Origin of the sequence: Paenibacillus sp. alder61 (assembly GCF_020179875.1) — a bacterium.
In the GTDB taxonomy this organism is placed as follows: domain Bacteria; phylum Bacillota; class Bacilli; order Paenibacillales; family Paenibacillaceae; genus Fontibacillus; species Fontibacillus faecis.
This window is the reverse complement of sequence record NZ_JAIUDG010000008.1, coordinates 201436-218704: the sequence shown is the minus strand read 5'-3', so window position 1 is coordinate 218704 and position 17269 is coordinate 201436. Positions and strand designations below refer to the sequence as shown.

At 56.4% G+C, this 17269-nt stretch carries 16 protein-coding genes; 7 read left to right on the top strand and 9 right to left on the bottom strand.

The genetic code is table 11. The annotated features are described in order from the left end of the window. Positions 1 to 126 precede the first annotated feature (126 nt). Positions 127 to 681, bottom strand: coding sequence for a helix-turn-helix domain-containing protein (locus LBW89_RS10695; RefSeq protein WP_225039146.1), 555 nt, complete (start codon positions 679 to 681; stop codon positions 127 to 129). 190 nt (positions 682 to 871) lie between these two features. Here LBW89_RS10695 and LBW89_RS10690 point away from each other — a divergent pair, with 190 nt between their 5' ends. Together LBW89_RS10690 and LBW89_RS10685 are read left to right on the top strand one after the other, a co-directional pair. Next, a complete protein-coding gene (locus tag LBW89_RS10690; RefSeq protein WP_225039145.1) occupies positions 872 to 1264 on the top strand; it encodes a DoxX family protein in 393 nt (130 codons plus the stop codon). Beyond that, a complete protein-coding gene (locus LBW89_RS10685; protein WP_225039144.1) occupies positions 1261 to 2043 on the top strand; it encodes a DODA-type extradiol aromatic ring-opening family dioxygenase in 783 nt (260 codons plus the stop codon). The genes LBW89_RS10690 and LBW89_RS10685 overlap by 4 nt, the downstream gene beginning before the upstream one ends. An 84-nt stretch (positions 2044 to 2127) precedes the next feature. Here LBW89_RS10685 and LBW89_RS10680 read toward each other — a convergent pair whose 3' ends face one another. From LBW89_RS10680 to LBW89_RS10655, 6 genes are all read right to left on the bottom strand, one after another. Continuing rightward, a complete protein-coding gene (locus LBW89_RS10680; RefSeq protein WP_225039143.1) occupies positions 2128 to 2709 on the bottom strand; it encodes a DNA-3-methyladenine glycosylase I in 582 nt (193 codons plus the stop codon). Between the two features lie 651 nt (positions 2710 to 3360). Further along, positions 3361 to 4755 (bottom strand): threonine synthase, encoded by a 1395-nt coding sequence (gene thrC / locus LBW89_RS10675; RefSeq protein WP_148453563.1) that lies wholly within the window; start codon positions 4753 to 4755, stop codon positions 3361 to 3363. Positions 4756 to 4833: 78 nt separating this feature from the next. After that, complete coding sequence (locus LBW89_RS10670; RefSeq protein ID WP_213507115.1) at positions 4834 to 5541, bottom strand: hypothetical protein; 708 nt, start codon at positions 5539 to 5541, stop codon at positions 4834 to 4836. Beyond that, positions 5516 to 6418: an ATP-binding cassette domain-containing protein gene (locus LBW89_RS10665; RefSeq protein WP_225039142.1), complete on the bottom strand. Its 903-nt coding sequence runs from the start codon at positions 6416 to 6418 to the stop codon at positions 5516 to 5518. Before LBW89_RS10665 ends, LBW89_RS10670 begins: the two co-directional genes overlap by 26 nt. Before the next feature lie 5 nt (positions 6419 to 6423). Then, positions 6424 to 6792 (bottom strand): GntR family transcriptional regulator, encoded by a 369-nt coding sequence (locus tag LBW89_RS10660; RefSeq protein WP_148453557.1) that lies wholly within the window; start codon positions 6790 to 6792, stop codon positions 6424 to 6426. A gap of 144 nt (positions 6793 to 6936) precedes the next feature. Continuing rightward, a complete protein-coding gene (locus tag LBW89_RS10655) occupies positions 6937 to 9078 on the bottom strand; it encodes an S-layer homology domain-containing protein (RefSeq protein WP_225039141.1) in 2142 nt (713 codons plus the stop codon). A 218-nt stretch (positions 9079 to 9296) separates the two neighbouring features. Between LBW89_RS10655 and LBW89_RS10650 the strand changes: the two genes are divergently transcribed. Then, positions 9297 to 10748 carry a hypothetical protein gene (locus tag LBW89_RS10650; protein WP_225039140.1) on the top strand — a complete coding sequence of 484 codons (1452 nt, stop codon included), beginning with the start codon at positions 9297 to 9299 and terminating at the stop codon, positions 10746 to 10748. A 305-nt stretch (positions 10749 to 11053) separates the two neighbouring features. Here the strand turns inward: LBW89_RS10650 and LBW89_RS10645 are convergent, their stop codons facing one another. Next, positions 11054 to 11725, bottom strand: coding sequence for a DUF559 domain-containing protein (locus tag LBW89_RS10645; RefSeq protein WP_148453551.1), 672 nt, complete (start codon positions 11723 to 11725; stop codon positions 11054 to 11056). A 540-nt stretch (positions 11726 to 12265) separates the two neighbouring features. Here LBW89_RS10645 and LBW89_RS10640 point away from each other — a divergent pair. Beyond that, positions 12266 to 13012 carry a Bax inhibitor-1/YccA family membrane protein gene (locus tag LBW89_RS10640; RefSeq protein ID WP_148453549.1) on the top strand — a complete coding sequence of 249 codons (747 nt, stop codon included), beginning with the start codon at positions 12266 to 12268 and terminating at the stop codon, positions 13010 to 13012. A gap of 71 nt (positions 13013 to 13083) precedes the next feature. On the opposite strand, the gene LBW89_RS10635 is transcribed toward LBW89_RS10640, so the two are convergent. Beyond that, positions 13084 to 13434: a heme oxygenase gene (locus LBW89_RS10635; RefSeq protein WP_148453547.1), complete on the bottom strand. Its 351-nt coding sequence runs from the start codon at positions 13432 to 13434 to the stop codon at positions 13084 to 13086. A 150-nt stretch (positions 13435 to 13584) separates the two neighbouring features. On the opposite strand from LBW89_RS10635, the gene LBW89_RS10630 reads away from it, so the two are divergent. The 3 genes from LBW89_RS10630 to rlmN all read left to right on the top strand — a co-directional run bounded on the left by LBW89_RS10630 (position 13585) and on the right by rlmN (position 16970). Next, positions 13585 to 14274: a response regulator transcription factor gene (locus LBW89_RS10630; RefSeq protein WP_148453545.1), complete on the top strand. Its 690-nt coding sequence runs from the start codon at positions 13585 to 13587 to the stop codon at positions 14272 to 14274. Further along, positions 14265 to 15746: a sensor histidine kinase gene (locus tag LBW89_RS10625; RefSeq protein WP_148453542.1), complete on the top strand. Its 1482-nt coding sequence runs from the start codon at positions 14265 to 14267 to the stop codon at positions 15744 to 15746. Before LBW89_RS10630 ends, LBW89_RS10625 begins: the two co-directional genes overlap by 10 nt. Before the next feature lie 156 nt (positions 15747 to 15902). Next, positions 15903 to 16970 (top strand): 23S rRNA (adenine(2503)-C(2))-methyltransferase RlmN, encoded by a 1068-nt coding sequence (rlmN, locus tag LBW89_RS10620; RefSeq protein ID WP_148453540.1) that lies wholly within the window; start codon positions 15903 to 15905, stop codon positions 16968 to 16970. Positions 16971 to 17269: the final 299 nt, after the last annotated feature.

The following is a 17269-nucleotide window of genomic DNA, read 5'->3' as shown; positions in this document are numbered from 1 at the left end:
TCACCTGAACATCTCCCTTTTTAACTAAGCATATGCGGCATTGGCGGATCGGGCAGGGTAAGTGCCGGGGAACCCGGAAAATGGGTAGGACCGGAATGAAGCGGGAGATATCTTATCTTCGTTCAATTACCCCATCCAGCCTGTGTCTTTCTGCGCGTCGTGGTAAACGGAGATCAGCACCAGGGCCGGGTGCTCTCCGTCATTCCGTACCCGATGCGGGGTGCAAGCGTTCCAGCTGAAGGAATCCCCTTCCTCGAAGATCGCGCTGTCCTCGCCTTGTTCGGCATATATTTTACCTTGTAGAACGAGATGAACTTCCTCCCCCTCATGGGCGTGCGGAATTTCACCGGTTGAAGCGCCGGGGGGGATTTCCACGATCATCATCCGCATATGCTGCGTGGATCCGAGATGGAAGACCCTCAATTGCTCGGGTCCGCTCGAGGTCAGAATACGCTCTTCTTTGCGGACGATTTGCATCCGTTCCTCTTTTTTGAGCAGCAAATAAGCCAGCGGCACGTCCAAGGCTCCGGCGATATGTTCCAAAGTAGCGATGGACGGCGAGGTCTTGTTGGTCTCGACCTGGCTCATAAAGCCTTGGGAAAGGCCGGTTTTTTCACAAATTTGAGCAATGGTGATGTTCTTGCGTTTCCGGATCGACCGGATGGTGGACCCGATATCCATAGGCATATCCCTCCTGCTTGCGAACGATCTCAAAGTCAGGGCGCCCGCTAATACGATGTGATATTAGTAATACAAAACATAGTTTAATAATAACAATATTTTTGTTGACAATCCAGATGAACTAAGGTAATTTAATTCCCGTGAATAAAATATTCATATTACTAATATTTTTTTTGAGGAGGAAACATAGATGAAGCAAATTTGGGGAATGACGATTCTGCGGTTGGTGCTGGGCGTTGTGTTTCTGGCGCACGGGATGGATAAGATGAAGATGGGGCTGGGCAATGTGGCGGCCTGGTTTGAGAGCATTCATCTTCCCGGTTTTGCAGCTTATCTGGTCGGTCCGATCGAGCTCATCGGCGGGCTGCTTCTGATCGTCGGTTTGTTTACGCGGTATGTTTCTGCGGTGCTTGCGGTTGTGATGCTGGGGGCAATCTTTACCGCCAAGCTGTCCGCCGGCCTTTTGAACGGTTATGAACTGGACCTGGCACTGCTGTCCATGGCGATCTTCTTCGTGCTGGCGGATACGGCGGGCTGGTCGTTGGACCGTTGGTTGACCGCAAGAAAAAGTGAACGGGCATGAGTCTCCCCGCGTATTTTTTCGCGCATGGCGCGCCTTCGTTGGTATTGGAGGATCACGGGTACACCCGTTTTCTTAAAGACTTTGCCCAAACGCTGCCGCGTCGGCCCAGAGGAATCGTGATGTTCTCCGCCCATTGGGAAAACCCGGTGCAGCAGGTCGGTTTGGTGGAAACTTACGATACGATCCATGACTTCTACGGATTTCCGGAGGAAATGTACCAAATGACGTACCCGGCTCCCGGGGATGCGGCATTAAGCGGCAAAGTGGCCGCGTTGCTCACCGACGCGGGAATCACGAGTGAACATGACACGGAGCGGGGATTGGACCACGGAGCTTGGGCGGTATTGAATCTGCTCTTTCCGGAGGCGGATATTCCGGTCGTCGCGATGTCGGTGAACCGTGATTTGAGCAGCGAGCAGCAGTACGAAATCGGCAAAGCGTTAGGAGAATTACGCAAGCAGGACGTGTTGATTATAGGCAGCGGGGGCATCGTGCACAATTTGCGGCAAATTCACTGGAACGCCGGGCCGGATCATGTGGAGGCCTGGCCGCGGGAATTTGACGCCTGGGTCGCCCGTCGGCTGGAGAACTGGAACACGGACGAACTGTTCCGTTACCGTGAATTGGCTCCTTTTGCGGCTCAGTCCGTGCCGACCAGCGAACACTTCATCCCGCTGCTGCTGGCGATGGGGGCGGGCGATGCCGGGCGAAAGGCCCGGCGGCTGCATCAGAGCTATCAATGGGGGACCCTGAGCCTCAGTGCTTGGGAATTCCAATAAAAAAAAGAGGTTGTTTCCGGGCGGACATGATTCCGCGCTCGGAGCGACCTCTTTCTTTTTGCGTTTGGTCGGAGAAATCGGATTTTAGTTTCCGCTCCGGCAAAAACAGTTCAGTGTGTGGTCGTTCACCATACCCGAAGCTTGCATAAAGGCATAGATAATCGTCGTTCCCACGAATTTCATGCCCTTCTTCTTCAGCGCTTTGCTCATGGCGTCGGACAGGGGGGTGGAGGCGGGGACCTGGTCGATCCGCTCCCATTGGTTGACGACCGGTGTACCGTCCACGAAGCTCCATAAGTAATCGGCAAAACCGCCATGCTCCTTGACGATGTCGAGATAGACCCGGGCATTGGTGATGACGCCCTGCACTTTGAGCCGGTTCCGGATAATGCCGGGGTTCTGCAGCAGTTCTTCGACCTTATCCGGTCCATACTCCACAATCTTCATCGGATCGAAGCCGTCGAAGGCTTCCCGGAAGCTCTCGCGTTTTTTCAGAATCGTATACCAGCTCAACCCGGCCTGCATTCCTTCAAGCATCAACAGCTCAAACAGCTTCCGGTCGTCGCGCAGCGGCCGTCCCCACTCTTCATCATGATAGGCGATATACAGGGGATCGGCGTTAACCCAGGCACAGCGCGTAAGGGCATCGGTTGGATTTACGGTCACGTCAGGCCAACTCCTCTCGAACATTTGTTTGTATAACGGATGATACCATCCATCATATCCCATTCGGCAAAAAAATCCTAGCTTGGCTTGACCGCCAGCCTGCTGATGGTTGCAAACCGTATGGCTACAAACTGCATAGTTACAAACTGCATGGTTACGAGCTGTGCGGTTGTGAGCTATGTGAGTGTCAGTTGCCCGGCTGCAAGCCGGACAGGCCGTCAGCCCGAACGGAGCCTGCAACCGGCCTGCTCACGGCCTGCACGGGAGAATAACGGGAAAACCTCCCGTTAAATCAGCCCATTTCCCCTCCGGAGCCCGATTTAGCTGGAATTTCTCCCGCTAATTTTGCCCAATACGGGGAAACCGCCCTGGCATCCACAAATTAGCGGGAGGTTTTCCAGTTAATTGCTACGCGCAAGCCCGTTAAGCTAAATTAACGGGAGGTTTTCCCGCTAATTTCTCCGCCCACCCCCGGCGGATGCGACGCTGGCTATCCTACCGGCGAGCCCCCCACCGACTCTGGCCCCTCACCCGCAGCGAACCTGGCCTCCGCCCTCCAGGTCATACAAAAAAGCCGGCGGCCCCCCAGTCATCCTGAGATGAAGGGGGAGTCACCGGCTTTATCGCATTGCGTCGCCGCTTACGTCGCCGCTAGAAAAACTTCAGCAGCTCCGCCTTCACGGCCTCGTTCGAGCCTTCGACCCGCTTTTGGTGCTGCGGCTTGTCGAACAGCGCCTGGATTTGCGGCGGGAACGATTGCTCGATTTGAATCAGCTCGATCGCCTCATTGAACTTGGCCGGGTGCGCCGTGGCCAAAGCGACGGTCACTTCGCCTTTGCCGGCCAGGCGGTCCGCAGCGGCCACGCCGCAAGCGGTGTGCGGGTCCAGCAGGTAGCCGAAGTCGTCATGCACCTGTCCGATCGTCGCCAGGCAGTCGTCATTTTCGACGCTCGCGGCGACGAAATCGCGCTGCACCTGGGCTCGCAGTTCATCCGTTACGGCGATTCGGCCTTCCTGCTTGAAGCCGTCCATTCGGGCCGCCACTTCGGCCGCGTTCTCGCCCAGCAAGTAGTAGAGATAGCGCTCGAAGTTGCTCGCCACCTGGATATCCATCGACGGGCTGTACGTCATATGGAATTCACCCGGCTGGTAGAGGCCTTCGTTCACGAAGCGCTCGAGAATGTTGTTCTCGTTGGTGGCGAGGATAAGCTTGCCGATCGGGAGGCCCATTTTTTTGGCCAGATAGCCCGCAAAAATATCCCCGAAATTCCCCGTCGGCACGCTGAAGTTAACCTGGGCGCCGGCCGTCAGGCCTTGCTTGGCCAACTGGAAGTAGGCATAGAAGTAGTAGACGGTTTGCGGCAGAAGCCGCGCGATGTTAATGGAGTTGATCGCGCGCAGATGGGACTCCTGCTTGAACGCCACGTCCGCGAACAGCTCCTTGATAATGCGCTGACAGTCGTCGAAATTGCCTTCGACGGACAGGTTCAGCACATTGGCGTCGTCCACGGTGGTCATCTGCAGTTCCTGTACCTTGCTGACTTTGCCGTGCGGGTACAGAATGCAGATTTTGATCCCTTCCTTGCCGCGTACGCCCTCGATCGCCGAGGCTCCGGTATCGCCGGAAGTGGCGCCCAAAATATGAATGGTCGCATTTCTCTCGCGGGCGATATAGGAGTACAGGTTGCCAAGGAACTGCAGGGCGATATCTTTAAAAGCGAACGTCGGCCCGTGGAAAAGCTCCAGCACGTGGAGGCCGTCCTTCACGCGGCGAAGCGGGGTTACCTCCGGGCTGCGGAACGTCGCATAGCTGTCGTTAACGAGCTTGTTCAGGTCGTCATGCGGGATTTCTCCGTCGATATACAGCTTGAAAATTTCAAGCGCCAGTTCCTGGTAAGAGAGCTGCTGCCACTTCGCCAGCGTATCTTCCGAAATATGCGGGATATGCTTCGGAACGAGCAGGCCGCCGTCGTCGCCCAATCCCATGAGGACCGCGTCGATGAAACCGATGCCTGCCACTTTCCCCCTAGTGCTGATGAATTCCATAATGATCCCCTTTGCATTCAACGATTTTCAATCATTGTAACAAAAAATGAACGGTTTCCCAACCGGTCGGGACCAAATTTATTTAAGCTTCACCGGAGCCCTTCTCGTGACTCCCCGGATGAGCCACAGAACGAGGCTCAGCAGCACGGCGGAGCTCAGGAATGATGCGTATCCAGGCACCAGGGAGGGCTCCCAATGGATGACCCGGTCAATCAGACCCCGCAACTCATACTGCCATAAAAAGTCGGTGATGCCGATCGTGACGATCGCCAGCACGATAAAGCCCATGCGGACGACGCCCTTAAATCGGTAGAAACCTGCGCTGATCAGCCAACCGGCGAGATAAAAGGTCAGGAGATTGATCCAGGCGGTCATAATCGCATCGATGCTGTTTTCCTGGAACAGGAGGTACTGTGATGACTGTAATCCCGCGCCATTCAGGCCGGGAAAAGCTTGCAGCAGCAAGGTTGCGACCGTGAGCACCAGCGTGATGGTCAGAGTAAGGCCGAGAGCAGCGGACAAGGTGCCCCAGAAATACTTTTTGCGGGTGACGCCGGATTTTACATAAAAGGTCAAAAACGATGTTGCGGCGACGATGCCGAGGATGAGCAGATAGGTTTTGGTCGGCCGATATGCAAAAAGAACCGGATCATGTGCTTCGCTCGAGGTGCCGAACAGGGCAACCGCATTGAGCACGAGAGCGAAGGCAAAATACCAAAGCGTCCATTTCATTTGATTCAGGTACAAGTCCAGGCCGATTTTAGAGATGCTGGTTTTCGTCTTCATGAGGAACCTCCTCCCCGCGAGTAAGATGGATAAACAAATCCTGAAGCGGTACGGGCCCGAGCTCCAGGCCAAGCTGTTTGGCGGCCCGCCGTTGCCCGTCGTCCAGTTCGCCGTAAACCATGGCCGATTTCGTACCGCCCAGCCGCTGCACATTCAGCACCTGCAGACCGCGGGTAAATTCATCCACGGACTCCGCCGAGCCGGTTACCGAAACGCCCCGGTGAATCAGTAAATCATAGCTTTCCTGCAGCAGCAGCTTGCCCCGGTCCAAAATGAGCACCTCGTCGAACAGGTAATCCATCTCCGAAACGAAGTGGGTAGAGAACAGGATGGTACGGGGATGGGCCGCCTGGTCCTCCAGCAGTTCCCGGTAAAAAATTTCGCGCGTCGGCGCGTCCATCCCCTGGTACGCTTCATCGTAAAGGGTCACGGGGGAGCGGTTCGCGAGACCGACCGTCACGCTCAGGGCACTCTGCATGCCTTTGGACAGCTGGCCGATCTTTTTGTGCAGCGGAAGGCCGAAGCGCTCCACCAGCTTGGCGGCGTAGTCCGCATCGAAGTGCGGGCGGTAGCGCTTGGAGCCTTCCAGCATGTCTTTTACCGTATCCGTCTCATTGCGGTAATCCGTCTCGTGGACAAACGTCACCTGCTCCATCACCGTCTCGTTTTCAAACGGGACATCCCCGCCAACCAACACGGTGCCCGACGTAGGCTCTATATAAGAGGCGAGCAGGGAGAGGAGCGTGGTTTTCCCGGCACCGTTCCGCCCGATCAGCCCGTAGATTTTGCCGCCTTCCAAGGAAAAAGAGAGGTTATCCAACGCGGGAAAGCCCCCGTATTTTACGTAAACCTGATCAAATTTGACATCCCATATCACATCAATCACATCCCTTTGTATTCTCGGATCATTTGGAGGAGGTCTTCCTCGGTTACTCCCAATTTGCCGGCTTCCTGCAGCATCGGGTACACATATTGCTCGGCGAAGGCCGATTTGCGCTGCGTCAGCAGTTGATCCCGGGCACCTTCGGCGACGAACAAGCCGATCCCCCTTTTTTTGTAAACGACGCCCGAATCGACAAGCAAATTAATTCCTTTGGACACAGTGATGTGATTGATTTTATAAAAATGGACCAGTTGGTTCGTGGAAGGAATCTGCTCGTGCTCTCTGAGTTGTCCGTTGACGATCTGATCCTCGATCCGGTCGCGAATTTGCAAAAACAGGGGTTTACCGCTGTCAAAAGAGCCGTTCATGTGGAGTCACCTCCTTCCAATATTCTATGGTTGTATAGTCATGTATATAACTATATATGTCGGTGAAATCAATGTCAATGCGCGAGAGGCCCGGACATCAAAAAGAACGGCCCGAATTTTCACGGGCCGTTCTCCGATAAACGATTAATTATAGATGCGAGGCGGGAAAGAAAGAACGGGGATTTCGATGGTATAGGTATCCTTCCCGTTTTTGGCAAAGTCCGTAATTCCGCTCACGCCGATTTTAAATTTGCCGGATGGCAGGTTGGAGACTTTCGCGTTGCCGTTCTCCGTCAAGGTGAGAATGAGCCGGTTGCCGCCGGCCGGATAATTATGGGTGAAGTCATTCACCCGATCGAATGGAACAGGATGTCCGGCGAATTCACCTTCGTTGAGGCTGTCCGGAATATATTGCAGGGTCACGTACGGATCCGGGCCCCAAATCGGCTCGTCCGCCACGAGCGTAATCACGCCGTCGCCATACGTGCTCTCGGTGACGGAGAAAACCGGCGGCTTGTTATCCAGCGTCATCGGTAGCTCGAGCACCTGCACGGGCTCCGGATTGCCGGTTTCGTAAATGTTGAACCGGAGTGCCGGCTGGGTCACGGTGTCGGCCGCCAATAATTTCAGTTTGACCCGGTCCGATTCTTTGCTGATTTGAATGTTCGGATCGGTGGACTCGATCTTCACACTTCCGACGGTAAAGTCATCGATTATGATCTTAAAATGACCGCTATCGGCCGCTTCGTCGAAAACCAGATTGGCGGTTGGCGAATCGGTTCCCCGGGACACTTTGAGAAAATCGTTGATATTACGCAATTTATAAGTTGCCGGATCGTTTCCTATAACGTTGTCGTCCGCCAGATCGATCGAATACTCCATTCCCATGATGCCGGGGTTCAGCACAAAGGGAACTTCAGGGTTTAGGGTCGCCGTTAACGGCTGGAACTTGGAGCTTTCAAACCGGTCAATGACAACTTGTAACGTGTACACGTAGTTTTTGACCATTTCCGGTCGCGTCACAGGTCCTCTCAGCTCGGCATCGGCCTCCTGAGCGGCCGTCCAAAGGTGTTGGATTTCATACGCGGGATATTTCCCGTAAGCTCCATCCAACAAGGCGTTGGCCTTGTCGACGAGCCCTCGCAGTACAGCGGACGGATCAGCCACCGTGTAAGTGACAGTCTTGGCGGAAATCGCCGGCGATACCTTACCGGCAGCGCTGCGAATCGTCCGTCCGGTCGACAAGGAACGGTAAGCAAGCTCTACGGATTGATCGAGCGGCAGGATGGTGTCGGTGGTTAGGATGATGGAATTATCCTTGATCTGAATGCTTTTGAGACCGACCGGAGATGTTTGCCCCTCCAGGCTGCGGGTGATTTGAAAGTCTTCCGCTGCCGGAACATAACGGCTATCCAGCGTTTCGCCGTAAGCCAGAACGAGCGTTTTGCCATCGGCAAAAGAAACGGCAGGCTGCGCCATCTCCGTGGTCACGGGGTCCGGGTTCGTGGTTCCGCCCCCGCTGCTGCCTCCGCTGCTCGATCCTCCCGAGGTGGATACCGGTGTTTGGGGCTTCGGCGCTTCCGGGGTTTGCGGTTGGGCCGGGGGCGGATTTTTTGTCCCCTCCGGTGAAGGAGTTGCCGGGGTTTGATTCTTCAACTCGTCCGATTTCTTCAGGAACTTGGAGGCGACCAAAGCGACCTGCTGCCGTTCCGCCGATCCGGTGGGGTTAAACATTCCGTTCGGAGTCCCATTGAGCAAGCGCAGCTCAACGGCGGCGGCCACGGCGTCCTTGGCGTAATCGGAGATTTGATGGGCATCGCTGAATTTAAGCCCCGATCCTTTCCCCGCTGCGAAGGCTTCCTGGCCCAAGGCCCGAACGAAAAGAACCGCCATGTCCTGGCGCGAAAGGTTCTGTCCGAATCCGAACTCCCCGTTGCCCGTACCTTTGATTAATCCGGCTTTGACTGCGGCTTCCACGGCCGCAAAGGCGTAATGAGAGCTTGGAACATCGCTGAAGGTAGCCGTGGCGGGAGCGGTGCTCAGATCAAGGTTCATGGCTTTGGCGAGAATGATCGCGAAATCCTGGCGTGATATGTTGCCGGTAGGATCGAATTTCCCGTCCCCCTTTCCGTTGATAATCCCTTTCTCCGCCAGCTCCAAAATCGCATCTTTGGCGAAGGAGCCGTTAATGTCGCTCAACGTGGCGGCCGCCGCGGAGGCCGGAAGCGACAGCGCGCTCATCAGAGCGGCGGTGGTCATGACCTTGGTAAGTGATTTCTTTTTCATCCCTTGTCCCATTCCCCTTATACATCGAATGATCTCTCCGGCTATAACTCCGAAAAAATTTACTTATATCATAATGGATGACCTTGGGTTTGTAATTATTTTTCTTTAAAAATTAAATAAGAAAATTTAAGGCGTTGTCGCGGGCGTTTCGAACCCGCCAACGGGCCATTGCATAGCATATAAAACCAGTCGACGAGCGGGAAGGGATGGGGTTCGGGATGGGGATTCAGCTCACGGCGATTCACTACGTATATTTGGCTTGTATTGCCGGCATATTGGCCCTGTTGATTCGGCGAAGAGATACGACGATCATCTGTGTGGCCGGGATTTTCCTCTTGGGGCTGTTGGCGACGGGGAAGCTGGGCGGTTCGGTTTCCGGGATCTTTGATGCTTTCATTTATGCGACAAAAGAATTGATGGGAACGATCATGATTATCTCGATCGTGGTAGCCATGAGCCGGGTGCTGATTCTGACGGGGATTAACGAAACGATGCTGGGGCCCTTGATGCGCTTCATCCGCACGCCCGCCGTCGCGTTCTGGGGAATTGGCCTAATTATGATGATCACTTCGTTCTTCTTCTGGCCATCCCCGGCGGTTGCCTTGATCGGGGCCGTGCTGCTGCCGGTTGCGCTGCGGGTCGGCTTACCCGCGCTGGGGGCCGCGGTGGCGATGAACCTGTTCGGCCACGGCATCGCGCTGTCGGGGGACTACATCATTCAGGGGGCCCCGAAGCTGACGGCGGACGCGGCGGGACTGTCGGCCGGCGAGGTCATGGCGGCGAGCGTGCCGCTGGTGGCGGTGATGGGCGTGGTGACCACGGTCATGGCCTACTGGCTGATGCGCCGCGACCAGAAGCGGGGGACGTGGCGCGACGGACGGATCGCGGAGCCCGGGGCGGCAGGCGTCCTGAGCGGCGGAGAAGCCGGGAGCGAGGAGGGAGGGCGCGGGCAACGGCAGGAGGCGGAGCAGGAGCGGGTCTCGCTTTCGGGACCCGTGAAAAAAACGCTCGCCCTGCTGATCCCGCTTCTTTTTCTCGCCGATGTGGCGGCGATGTTTTGGCTGGATCTGCAGGGCGGGCAGGCCACGGCGCTTGTCGGCGGCACCGCCGTGCTGATCCTGATCGCGGTCGCCCTGTTGGCGCACCGCGGCAGGGGGCTTGAAAAGACGACGTCCTACCTCATCGACGGCTTCGTCTTCGGTTTTAAGGTGTTTGGTCCGGTCATCCCGATCGCCGCGTTTTTTTATCTCGGCGATTCCGCGTTTACGGACCTGTTCGGGGAGACGCTCCCGGCGGGCTCGCACGGGATCGTCAACGACCTGGGGGCCGCGCTGGCGGGGAGCGTCCCCCTGAACGGCGCCGTCGGCGCCGTCACCCTGGCGGCGGTCGGGGCGATCACCGGCCTCGACGGCTCCGGCTTCTCCGGCATCTCCCTGGCCGGGTCGGTCGCGCAGCTGTTCGCGGTCGCGACGCAAACCGACGCCGCCACGCTGACCGCGCTCGGCCAGATCGCCGCCATCTGGGTCGGCGGCGGCACGCTGATCCCGTGGGCGCTGATCCCGGCCGCCGCGATCTGCGGCGTCAGCCCGTTCGAGCTCGCCCGGCGCAACCTGGTGCCGGTGCTGACCGGGCTGGCGGCGACCACGTTGGTCGCCATCTTCCTGCTCTGACCGCGTCCGGCCTGGCCGCCCGCCCGTGCGGCACCGGATGCTGCGCGGGAGAAGCCCGCCCGCCCCGCGCAGCTCTTGTCGGCAGCGAAATTAACGGAATTTCCTCCCGTTAATTTCACGCATAAGCTGTTGCGGGCTCAAATAACGGGAAAATCTCCCGTTATTTAAGCCCGCCATCAGCCCAGGCGCTCCTTTGAGGAAAATTTAGCTGGAGAAATTCCAGCTAATTGGCCCACGAGGGCGCCTGAGGGGTAAATTAGCGGGATTTTGTCCCGCTAATTGCGGTGTGCCCCTTCGCGCAATACCTAATCCAGGTATTCCAGCATCCCGCGTACGAGGCCGTACCGCACCAGCCGTTGGCCGGTTCCGCGGGCGCAGGGATGTAGCCAGCCTTTGTCGCACAGCTTGCGGAGCATGCGTACCGCGGTTTTGTGATCCACGGTGAAGTGGCGCTCCACGTCCTTCGGCCGAATCTCGCCGTCCAAATGCACCGCCAGGCGGATCAACTCTTTTTCGGCGAATAGAGCACGCTTGGCAGGTTCTTGGACGGGTTGCAGCCGGGCTATTACCATTCGCAGCAGGGTCAGGCATACGTCGGGGCGCTGATCCACATCATCGTAGGCAAACGAAAGCACATGATAGCCCATTGCGTAGAGGAAGGTTTCCCGGTTCAGCTCGTGGCAGTATTTTAGCCGGTCCATCTCCCTGACGTGCGGGCCGTAACCTTTAACCTCGATAATCAACTTGACATAGCCCGGCAGCCAGGCGAAATCGGCAAAATACGACCTCCCCCGCCAATCGGGCACCTCATACTCGGGATGAAGCTGATCAAGATTCCCCCGAAGCGGCCACCATACCTGCTGCAGGAAGCGTTTTTCCGCATGAAGATGGCCTCTTTCCAGCCGCCCCCTGCGCTCGCCGCTTCTAGCCGATAAGTGGTGCCCCAGCCATGACGCGTGACTCTCCTCGAAATCCATATTTTCATACATCCTTTCGCAAAAAAATAAAAACGCCCCGCCTCACTCCTGTGGAGTAAAACGGGACGTTCTTCGTCTCTTATGAAACAAGTATATGCGAATTTGGCGGTGCTGACCACATCCATTTTCGGTTCGGCCTTCCTTCCCCTAAAAATAACAGGAAAACCTCCCGCTAATTTTGAATAGAATGGCTAGAGCGGAAAATTAGCTGGAAAATCTCCCGTTATTTTAGTCGCCCTCCCGTCAAACTGGCCTTGCGCGCAAAATTAGCTCCTTTTTTTCCAGCTAAATGCTGGAATCCAGCCGAAATCGCCAAATTAACAGGAGTTTTTCCCGCTAATGAGCGAACCGAGAGGGAACTTGGCCACCTTTGCAGCGCCTCCCGGGGTTCCGCCTGTTACAAAACGGCCATGCCGGAACTCAGCTACCTAAGGCGTTCTCCCCTCCCGGCCGATATTTGCGTTGTCCCAAAATCAGTTCTAATTATCTTCCTAAATTGTGGTATTATGATTACAAATACATAAATGAGGTGATTTTTGCTTGATCGGACGCAGTGGTAATCCTACTTTGAAAGAAAGTACATTCGAGAGAGCGGGGACGTTCTCCGGAATGAACGCGATGACGATTGAAGGAACCGTCAACAAGGCGTTTATTACGCTGATCATCCTTCTCGGCAGCGCATTTAGCACATGGATGCTGTATTTTGACGGCTACAATGTGGTCCCAATGGCGATCGGCGGTGCCCTGGTCGGGCTGATTCTGGCCTTGATCGTTAGCTTCGCGCCAAAGGCCGCGCCGTTCCTGGTGCCGGTTTACGCGGTTGCGGAAGGGATGTTCCTGGGGGCCATCTCGGCTCAGTTTGAACAAAGGATCGAACCGGGTATTACGCTGAACGCCATCCTTCTGACGATGGGGGTGTTCTTCGCCCTGCTGATCGCCTACAAGACGAGATTGATCAAGGCGACGGAGAACTTCAAGCTGGGTGTCGTTGCGGCTACCGGCGGCATCGCGCTGGTGTATCTGATCAACTTCATCCTGGGATTCTTCGGGATGCAGGTTCCGTTCCTGCATGAAAGCAGCTGGATCGGCATCGGTATCTCGGTCGTGATCGTGATCATCGCCGCGCTGAACCTCGTGCTGGACTTCGACTTTATCGAGAACGGCGCAGCGCAAGGCGCTCCAAAATATATGGAGTGGTACGGCGCGTTCGGCCTGATGGTCACGCTGGTATGGCTGTATCTGGAGATTATCCGCTTGCTTGCCAAGCTGGCGGCCAGCCGGGATTAATACGGAACGCCTGCTTAAACAACAACAAAAGGCTGACGGGAACTTTTCCCGTCAGCCTTTTTCACGTGCGTCTAGCCGATTTCCTTGACCGAAGCCACTTCATAGATGATCAGTTCGCTGCCCAGAATCGGCGATTCTTTTTTCGCGTCCTCTCCTGAGCCAGATGCGCCGGATGCCCCGGACGCGGGCCGCTGGTGCGCGGCCTTAAAGGCGTCGCTATTCTTCCAGGCTTCAAAATCTCCGAGCGTTTCCCAATACGTATTGACGTTCAACTCATCGTAATCGCTCAGGTTCTGCGTCAGCAGCACCTCCACCTTGACGATCCCTTTGGACGTATCCAGGGGACCGGGGGCGGTAAACCGGGGAGCCATGGCGGCGGCCATGCCTTTTTTGACGCGGATGCGGTTGGTTACTACGACCATGTTTGAACAGCTCCTTTGCTTGGGATTCTACTTTGTGGGACAGGCGATGCTTTAGGACCAGTATAAAATTTTTGCGGCGCGAAGAAAAGTTCGTAACCGACGGGTTATGATTTTGTTAGAATTAAACGATACGATTAGAAGAAAAAGGTGATGGACATGCCGGACACAACGGTGTTGATTGTAGATGACGAAGCGGACATCGTGTCCTTTTTACGCGATGCGCTGGAGGATGAAGGTTATGAGGTGTTGACGGCACGGAACGGAGAAGAGGCGGTTCGCCAGGCCGAAAAAGGACCGCAGCTCGTGCTGCTCGACGTCATGATGGACGGCATGAACGGCTTTGAGGTGTGCGAGCGGATCAGGTCTGCGGTGCATGGGCCGATTATTTTTCTGAGCGCCTGCCAGGAGGAAGCGGACCGCATTAAGGGTCTGGTGGTCGGAGGGGACGACTACCTCGTTAAGCCCTTCAGCCTGTCCGAGCTGAAAGCCCGCGTTCACGCCCATCTGCGCCGGGAGCGCCGCCAATCGGAATCCCGCGAGGAGGAAATTCTCCGGTTCGGCGATCTTACGATCGACTATAACCGGCGTACGGTGCGGATTCGGGGCGAGGAAGTCGAGTTGACCGCGAAGATGTTCGAGATCGTCTGGCTGCTGGCGTTGAATCGGGGGCATGTTTTTTCCAGGGAGCATATTTATGAACGGGTATGGGGCCTGGAAGCCGACGGGGACGACTCGACGGTAACGGAGCATATCAAAAAAATCCGGGCGCGGCTTCAGGCCGTTTCGCCGGATGATAATTACATTCAGACCGTGTGGGGAGTCGGTTACAAATGGAAATGAAGCCCGTATCGATTCGTACCCGGCTGCACCGGATGATCGTCTGGATTTTGACGTTAAGCCTCGTCTGCACGCTGCTGACCTGGTGCGTCATGCTCTTGATCGGGCAATCGAGAGTCAATAGCGAGAATTATTACGAGCGGATGATTCCCGGCATCCAGGAACGCTTATGGGAGGAGGGGGGACGTGTGCTCGATCCCGCGGCGGCTTCCGAGCTGGATGCCGTGATTCCGCCGGAGGGGTTCAAATATAAAGTGGTCGACAAATCGGGGGAGTTTCTCTACGGTACTTACCCGGATCGGTCGGATGTGCCGCCGGCGAAGCTTATGGAACGTTTAAACAAGGTCGCGCGGGGATCGGAACACGACTATATCCAATATGTCCCGCTGCTTGACGGGCATGATCAAATGGGCGGGGCCCTCCTGTTGTCCTACAAGCTGAAAGTCACGCCGATCCGCGCTTCGGATTCCCTGTTGGTCAAAGCGGGAGTTCCCCTCTTCCTTTGCATTCCTTTCGTTTATATCGTTCTGTTTACGATTCTGTTCGTGCGCCGTTTTGACCGGGAAATCAAGGGGCCGCTCGATCAGCTGATCACCGCAACGGGCCACATCCGGCAGCAGGATTTGCAATTTACGTTGACGCAGGGCGGGACGATTACGGAGATCCGCGACTTGACCGGAGCGTTCGAGCGAATGCGGAAGGAGCTGGCGGATTCACTTCACCGGGAGTGGAAGCTGCAGAAGGATCGCAAAGAGATGATCGCGGCCCTGGCCCATGATATCCGCACACCGCTGACTGTGATTCAGGGGCACGTGGAAGGGTTGGAGGAAGCGAGGCGGCGGAATATCGACCGGTTCGACCGATACCTGCATGTCATCAAGGCGAATGTCGATCGGGCGGTCAAGCTGGTGCGGGATTTGAACCAGACGGCGGTGCTGGAGCAGGACTCTTTTCAACTCGGCAAGGTGGCGTTCGATCCCGCGGAGTACTTGGAGGAGAAGGCCGGTGAATATGAATCCTGGTGCGAAAAAGAAGGCGTCCGGTTCGTATGCCGGATGACCGATGCCAGGGAAACTCCGGAAAGCCCCAAACTGCTTGCCGATCCGGACCGCCTCTCGCAGGTGCTGGACAATCTGGTCTCCAACAGCCTCCGGTTTGCGGAGCGGGGAGAGATCCGGCTGACCGCGCGGATCGGCGGGGAGCGGTTGGAGCTGGTACTGGCCGACAATGGCCCCGGATTTGAGCCGGGTAAGGAGGCGGAGGTGTTCCAGGCCTTTTACCAGGGCGGAACGGGCGTGAGCCGGCGCAAGGGACATGCGGGCCTTGGCCTCTATATTGCCAAAACCATCGTCGACAAACATGGCGGGGAGATCGCGGCCAGCCGGGGTGAGGACGGCGGCGCGGTCGTCACGGTGACGCTTCCGATGGGAGAGGGCCGGAAAGACGAAACGGCCGCAGGCGCGGGCAGGCAGTGATCGGAAAGAACATTTCACACGGCTGGCTTACGAGTAAATCAATAGTTTAACTTATAGAATCTGCCACGTGAAACTTGCTTGTGTTCATATTGAAAATTTGGGACAATAGAACAGATTGAACCATTGCAGAGTTTGCGCATAGAAAGAGGCAGAACTATGAATAAACCATCCATTTATGGATTGACTTTAGAGCAGCTCGGTACCTGGCTGGAGGAGCATGGGCAGAAGAAATCGCGCGCCTTGCAGGTATGGGAAGGGCTTTATCGGCAGCGGGCCAGAAATTTCGGGGAAATGAGCGAGGTTAGGCCGGAGACGCTCGAGCTGCTGGAGGCGCATTTTTCGTTGCAAACGCTGGAAGTGCATACGAAGCAGCAGTCCGCGGACGGGACCGTTAAGTTCCTGCTGCGGCTGGCCGACGGCAACCTGATCGAGACGGTGCTGATGCGGCACAAGTTCGGCTTGTCCGTCTGCGTGACCACGCAGGTCGGCTGCAATATCGGCTGCAGCTTCTGCGCCAGCGGATTGCTTAAGAAAAGCCGGGATCTGACCTCCGGCGAGATCGCGGAGCAGATCATGAAGGTCCAGCTGTTCCTGGACGAATCGGGACAAGGGGAGCTCGTCAGCCACATCGTGGTGATGGGCATCGGCGAGCCGTTCGATAACTTCACGCATCTGGTGAATTTCCTGCGGACGGTGATGGATCCGAAAGGGCTGGCGATCGGACCGAGACATATCACCGTTTCGACGAGCGGCCTGGCGGACAAGATCCGGGAGTTCGCGGATCTGAACCTGCGCGTCAACCTGGCGGTATCGCTGCATGCGCCGAACAATGAGCTGCGCACGCGGATCATGAAGATCAACCGCGCGATTCCGATCGAAACGCTGATGCAGGCTATCGATTACTACCTGGAGAAAACGAATCAGCGGATTACGCTGGAGTATATTTTGCTGCGCGAAGTGAACGACCAGCGGGAGCAGGCGCTGGAGCTCGCGGAGCTCATCGGGGACCGGAGGCCGTACGTGAATGTGAACCTCATTCCGTACAACCCCGTCGATGAGCACAGCCAATATCAGCGCAGCGATCAGGAAGCCGTGCTGGCCTTCTACGATGCGCTGAAGAAGCAAAACGTCAGCTGCAGCATCCGCCTCGAGCACGGCACCGACATCGATGCCGCCTGCGGCCAGCTGCGCAGCAAGCAGATTAAGCGGCTGGAGCACGCTTGATCGTGAACCGCCCGGAAGCGCGAGCTTTATCGCGCGCTTTTTGGGCGGTTTTTTTGGCGCGAGTTAGCGGGGATTTACCCCACCCCCCGTCCTGTTCGTGAGGAAGCTGCCCGGAAGCAAAGGGGGGATCGCGGGAAACCGGAAAACTGCGGAAAACTTCGGAAATCGGCGGAAAACTTCGGAAATCGGCGGAAAACTTTACGCTAGTTCAGCCGAAATCGGGAAAGCGGCGCTTGGGTGGAACGGAGATAGCAGGATGAGGAAGGCTAAAATCCGGCTATAGCAGGCTGGGGCTGGCT

Coding starts and splice junctions, on each gene's coding strand:
- LBW89_RS10695 (WP_225039146.1), bottom strand. CDS start 681: ATGGATATCGGGTCCACCATCCGGTCGATCCGGAAACGCAAGAACATC.
- LBW89_RS10690 (WP_225039145.1), top strand. CDS start 872: ATGAAGCAAATTTGGGGAATGACGATTCTGCGGTTGGTGCTGGGCGTT.
- LBW89_RS10685 (WP_225039144.1), top strand. CDS start 1,261: ATGAGTCTCCCCGCGTATTTTTTCGCGCATGGCGCGCCTTCGTTGGTA.
- thrC (WP_148453563.1), bottom strand. CDS start 4,755: ATGGAATTCATCAGCACTAGGGGGAAAGTGGCAGGCATCGGTTTCATC.
- LBW89_RS10670 (WP_213507115.1), bottom strand. CDS start 5,541: ATGAAGACGAAAACCAGCATCTCTAAAATCGGCCTGGACTTGTACCTG.
- LBW89_RS10660 (WP_148453557.1), bottom strand. CDS start 6,792: ATGAACGGCTCTTTTGACAGCGGTAAACCCCTGTTTTTGCAAATTCGC.
- LBW89_RS10655 (WP_225039141.1), bottom strand. CDS start 9,078: ATGAAAAAGAAATCACTTACCAAGGTCATGACCACCGCCGCTCTGATG.
- LBW89_RS10650 (WP_225039140.1), top strand. CDS start 9,297: ATGGGGATTCAGCTCACGGCGATTCACTACGTATATTTGGCTTGTATT.
- LBW89_RS10645 (WP_148453551.1), bottom strand. CDS start 11,725: ATGGATTTCGAGGAGAGTCACGCGTCATGGCTGGGGCACCACTTATCG.
- LBW89_RS10635 (WP_148453547.1), bottom strand. CDS start 13,434: ATGGTCGTAGTAACCAACCGCATCCGCGTCAAAAAAGGCATGGCCGCC.
- LBW89_RS10630 (WP_148453545.1), top strand. CDS start 13,585: ATGGACATGCCGGACACAACGGTGTTGATTGTAGATGACGAAGCGGAC.
- LBW89_RS10625 (WP_148453542.1), top strand. CDS start 14,265: ATGGAAATGAAGCCCGTATCGATTCGTACCCGGCTGCACCGGATGATC.
- rlmN (WP_148453540.1), top strand. CDS start 15,903: ATGAATAAACCATCCATTTATGGATTGACTTTAGAGCAGCTCGGTACC.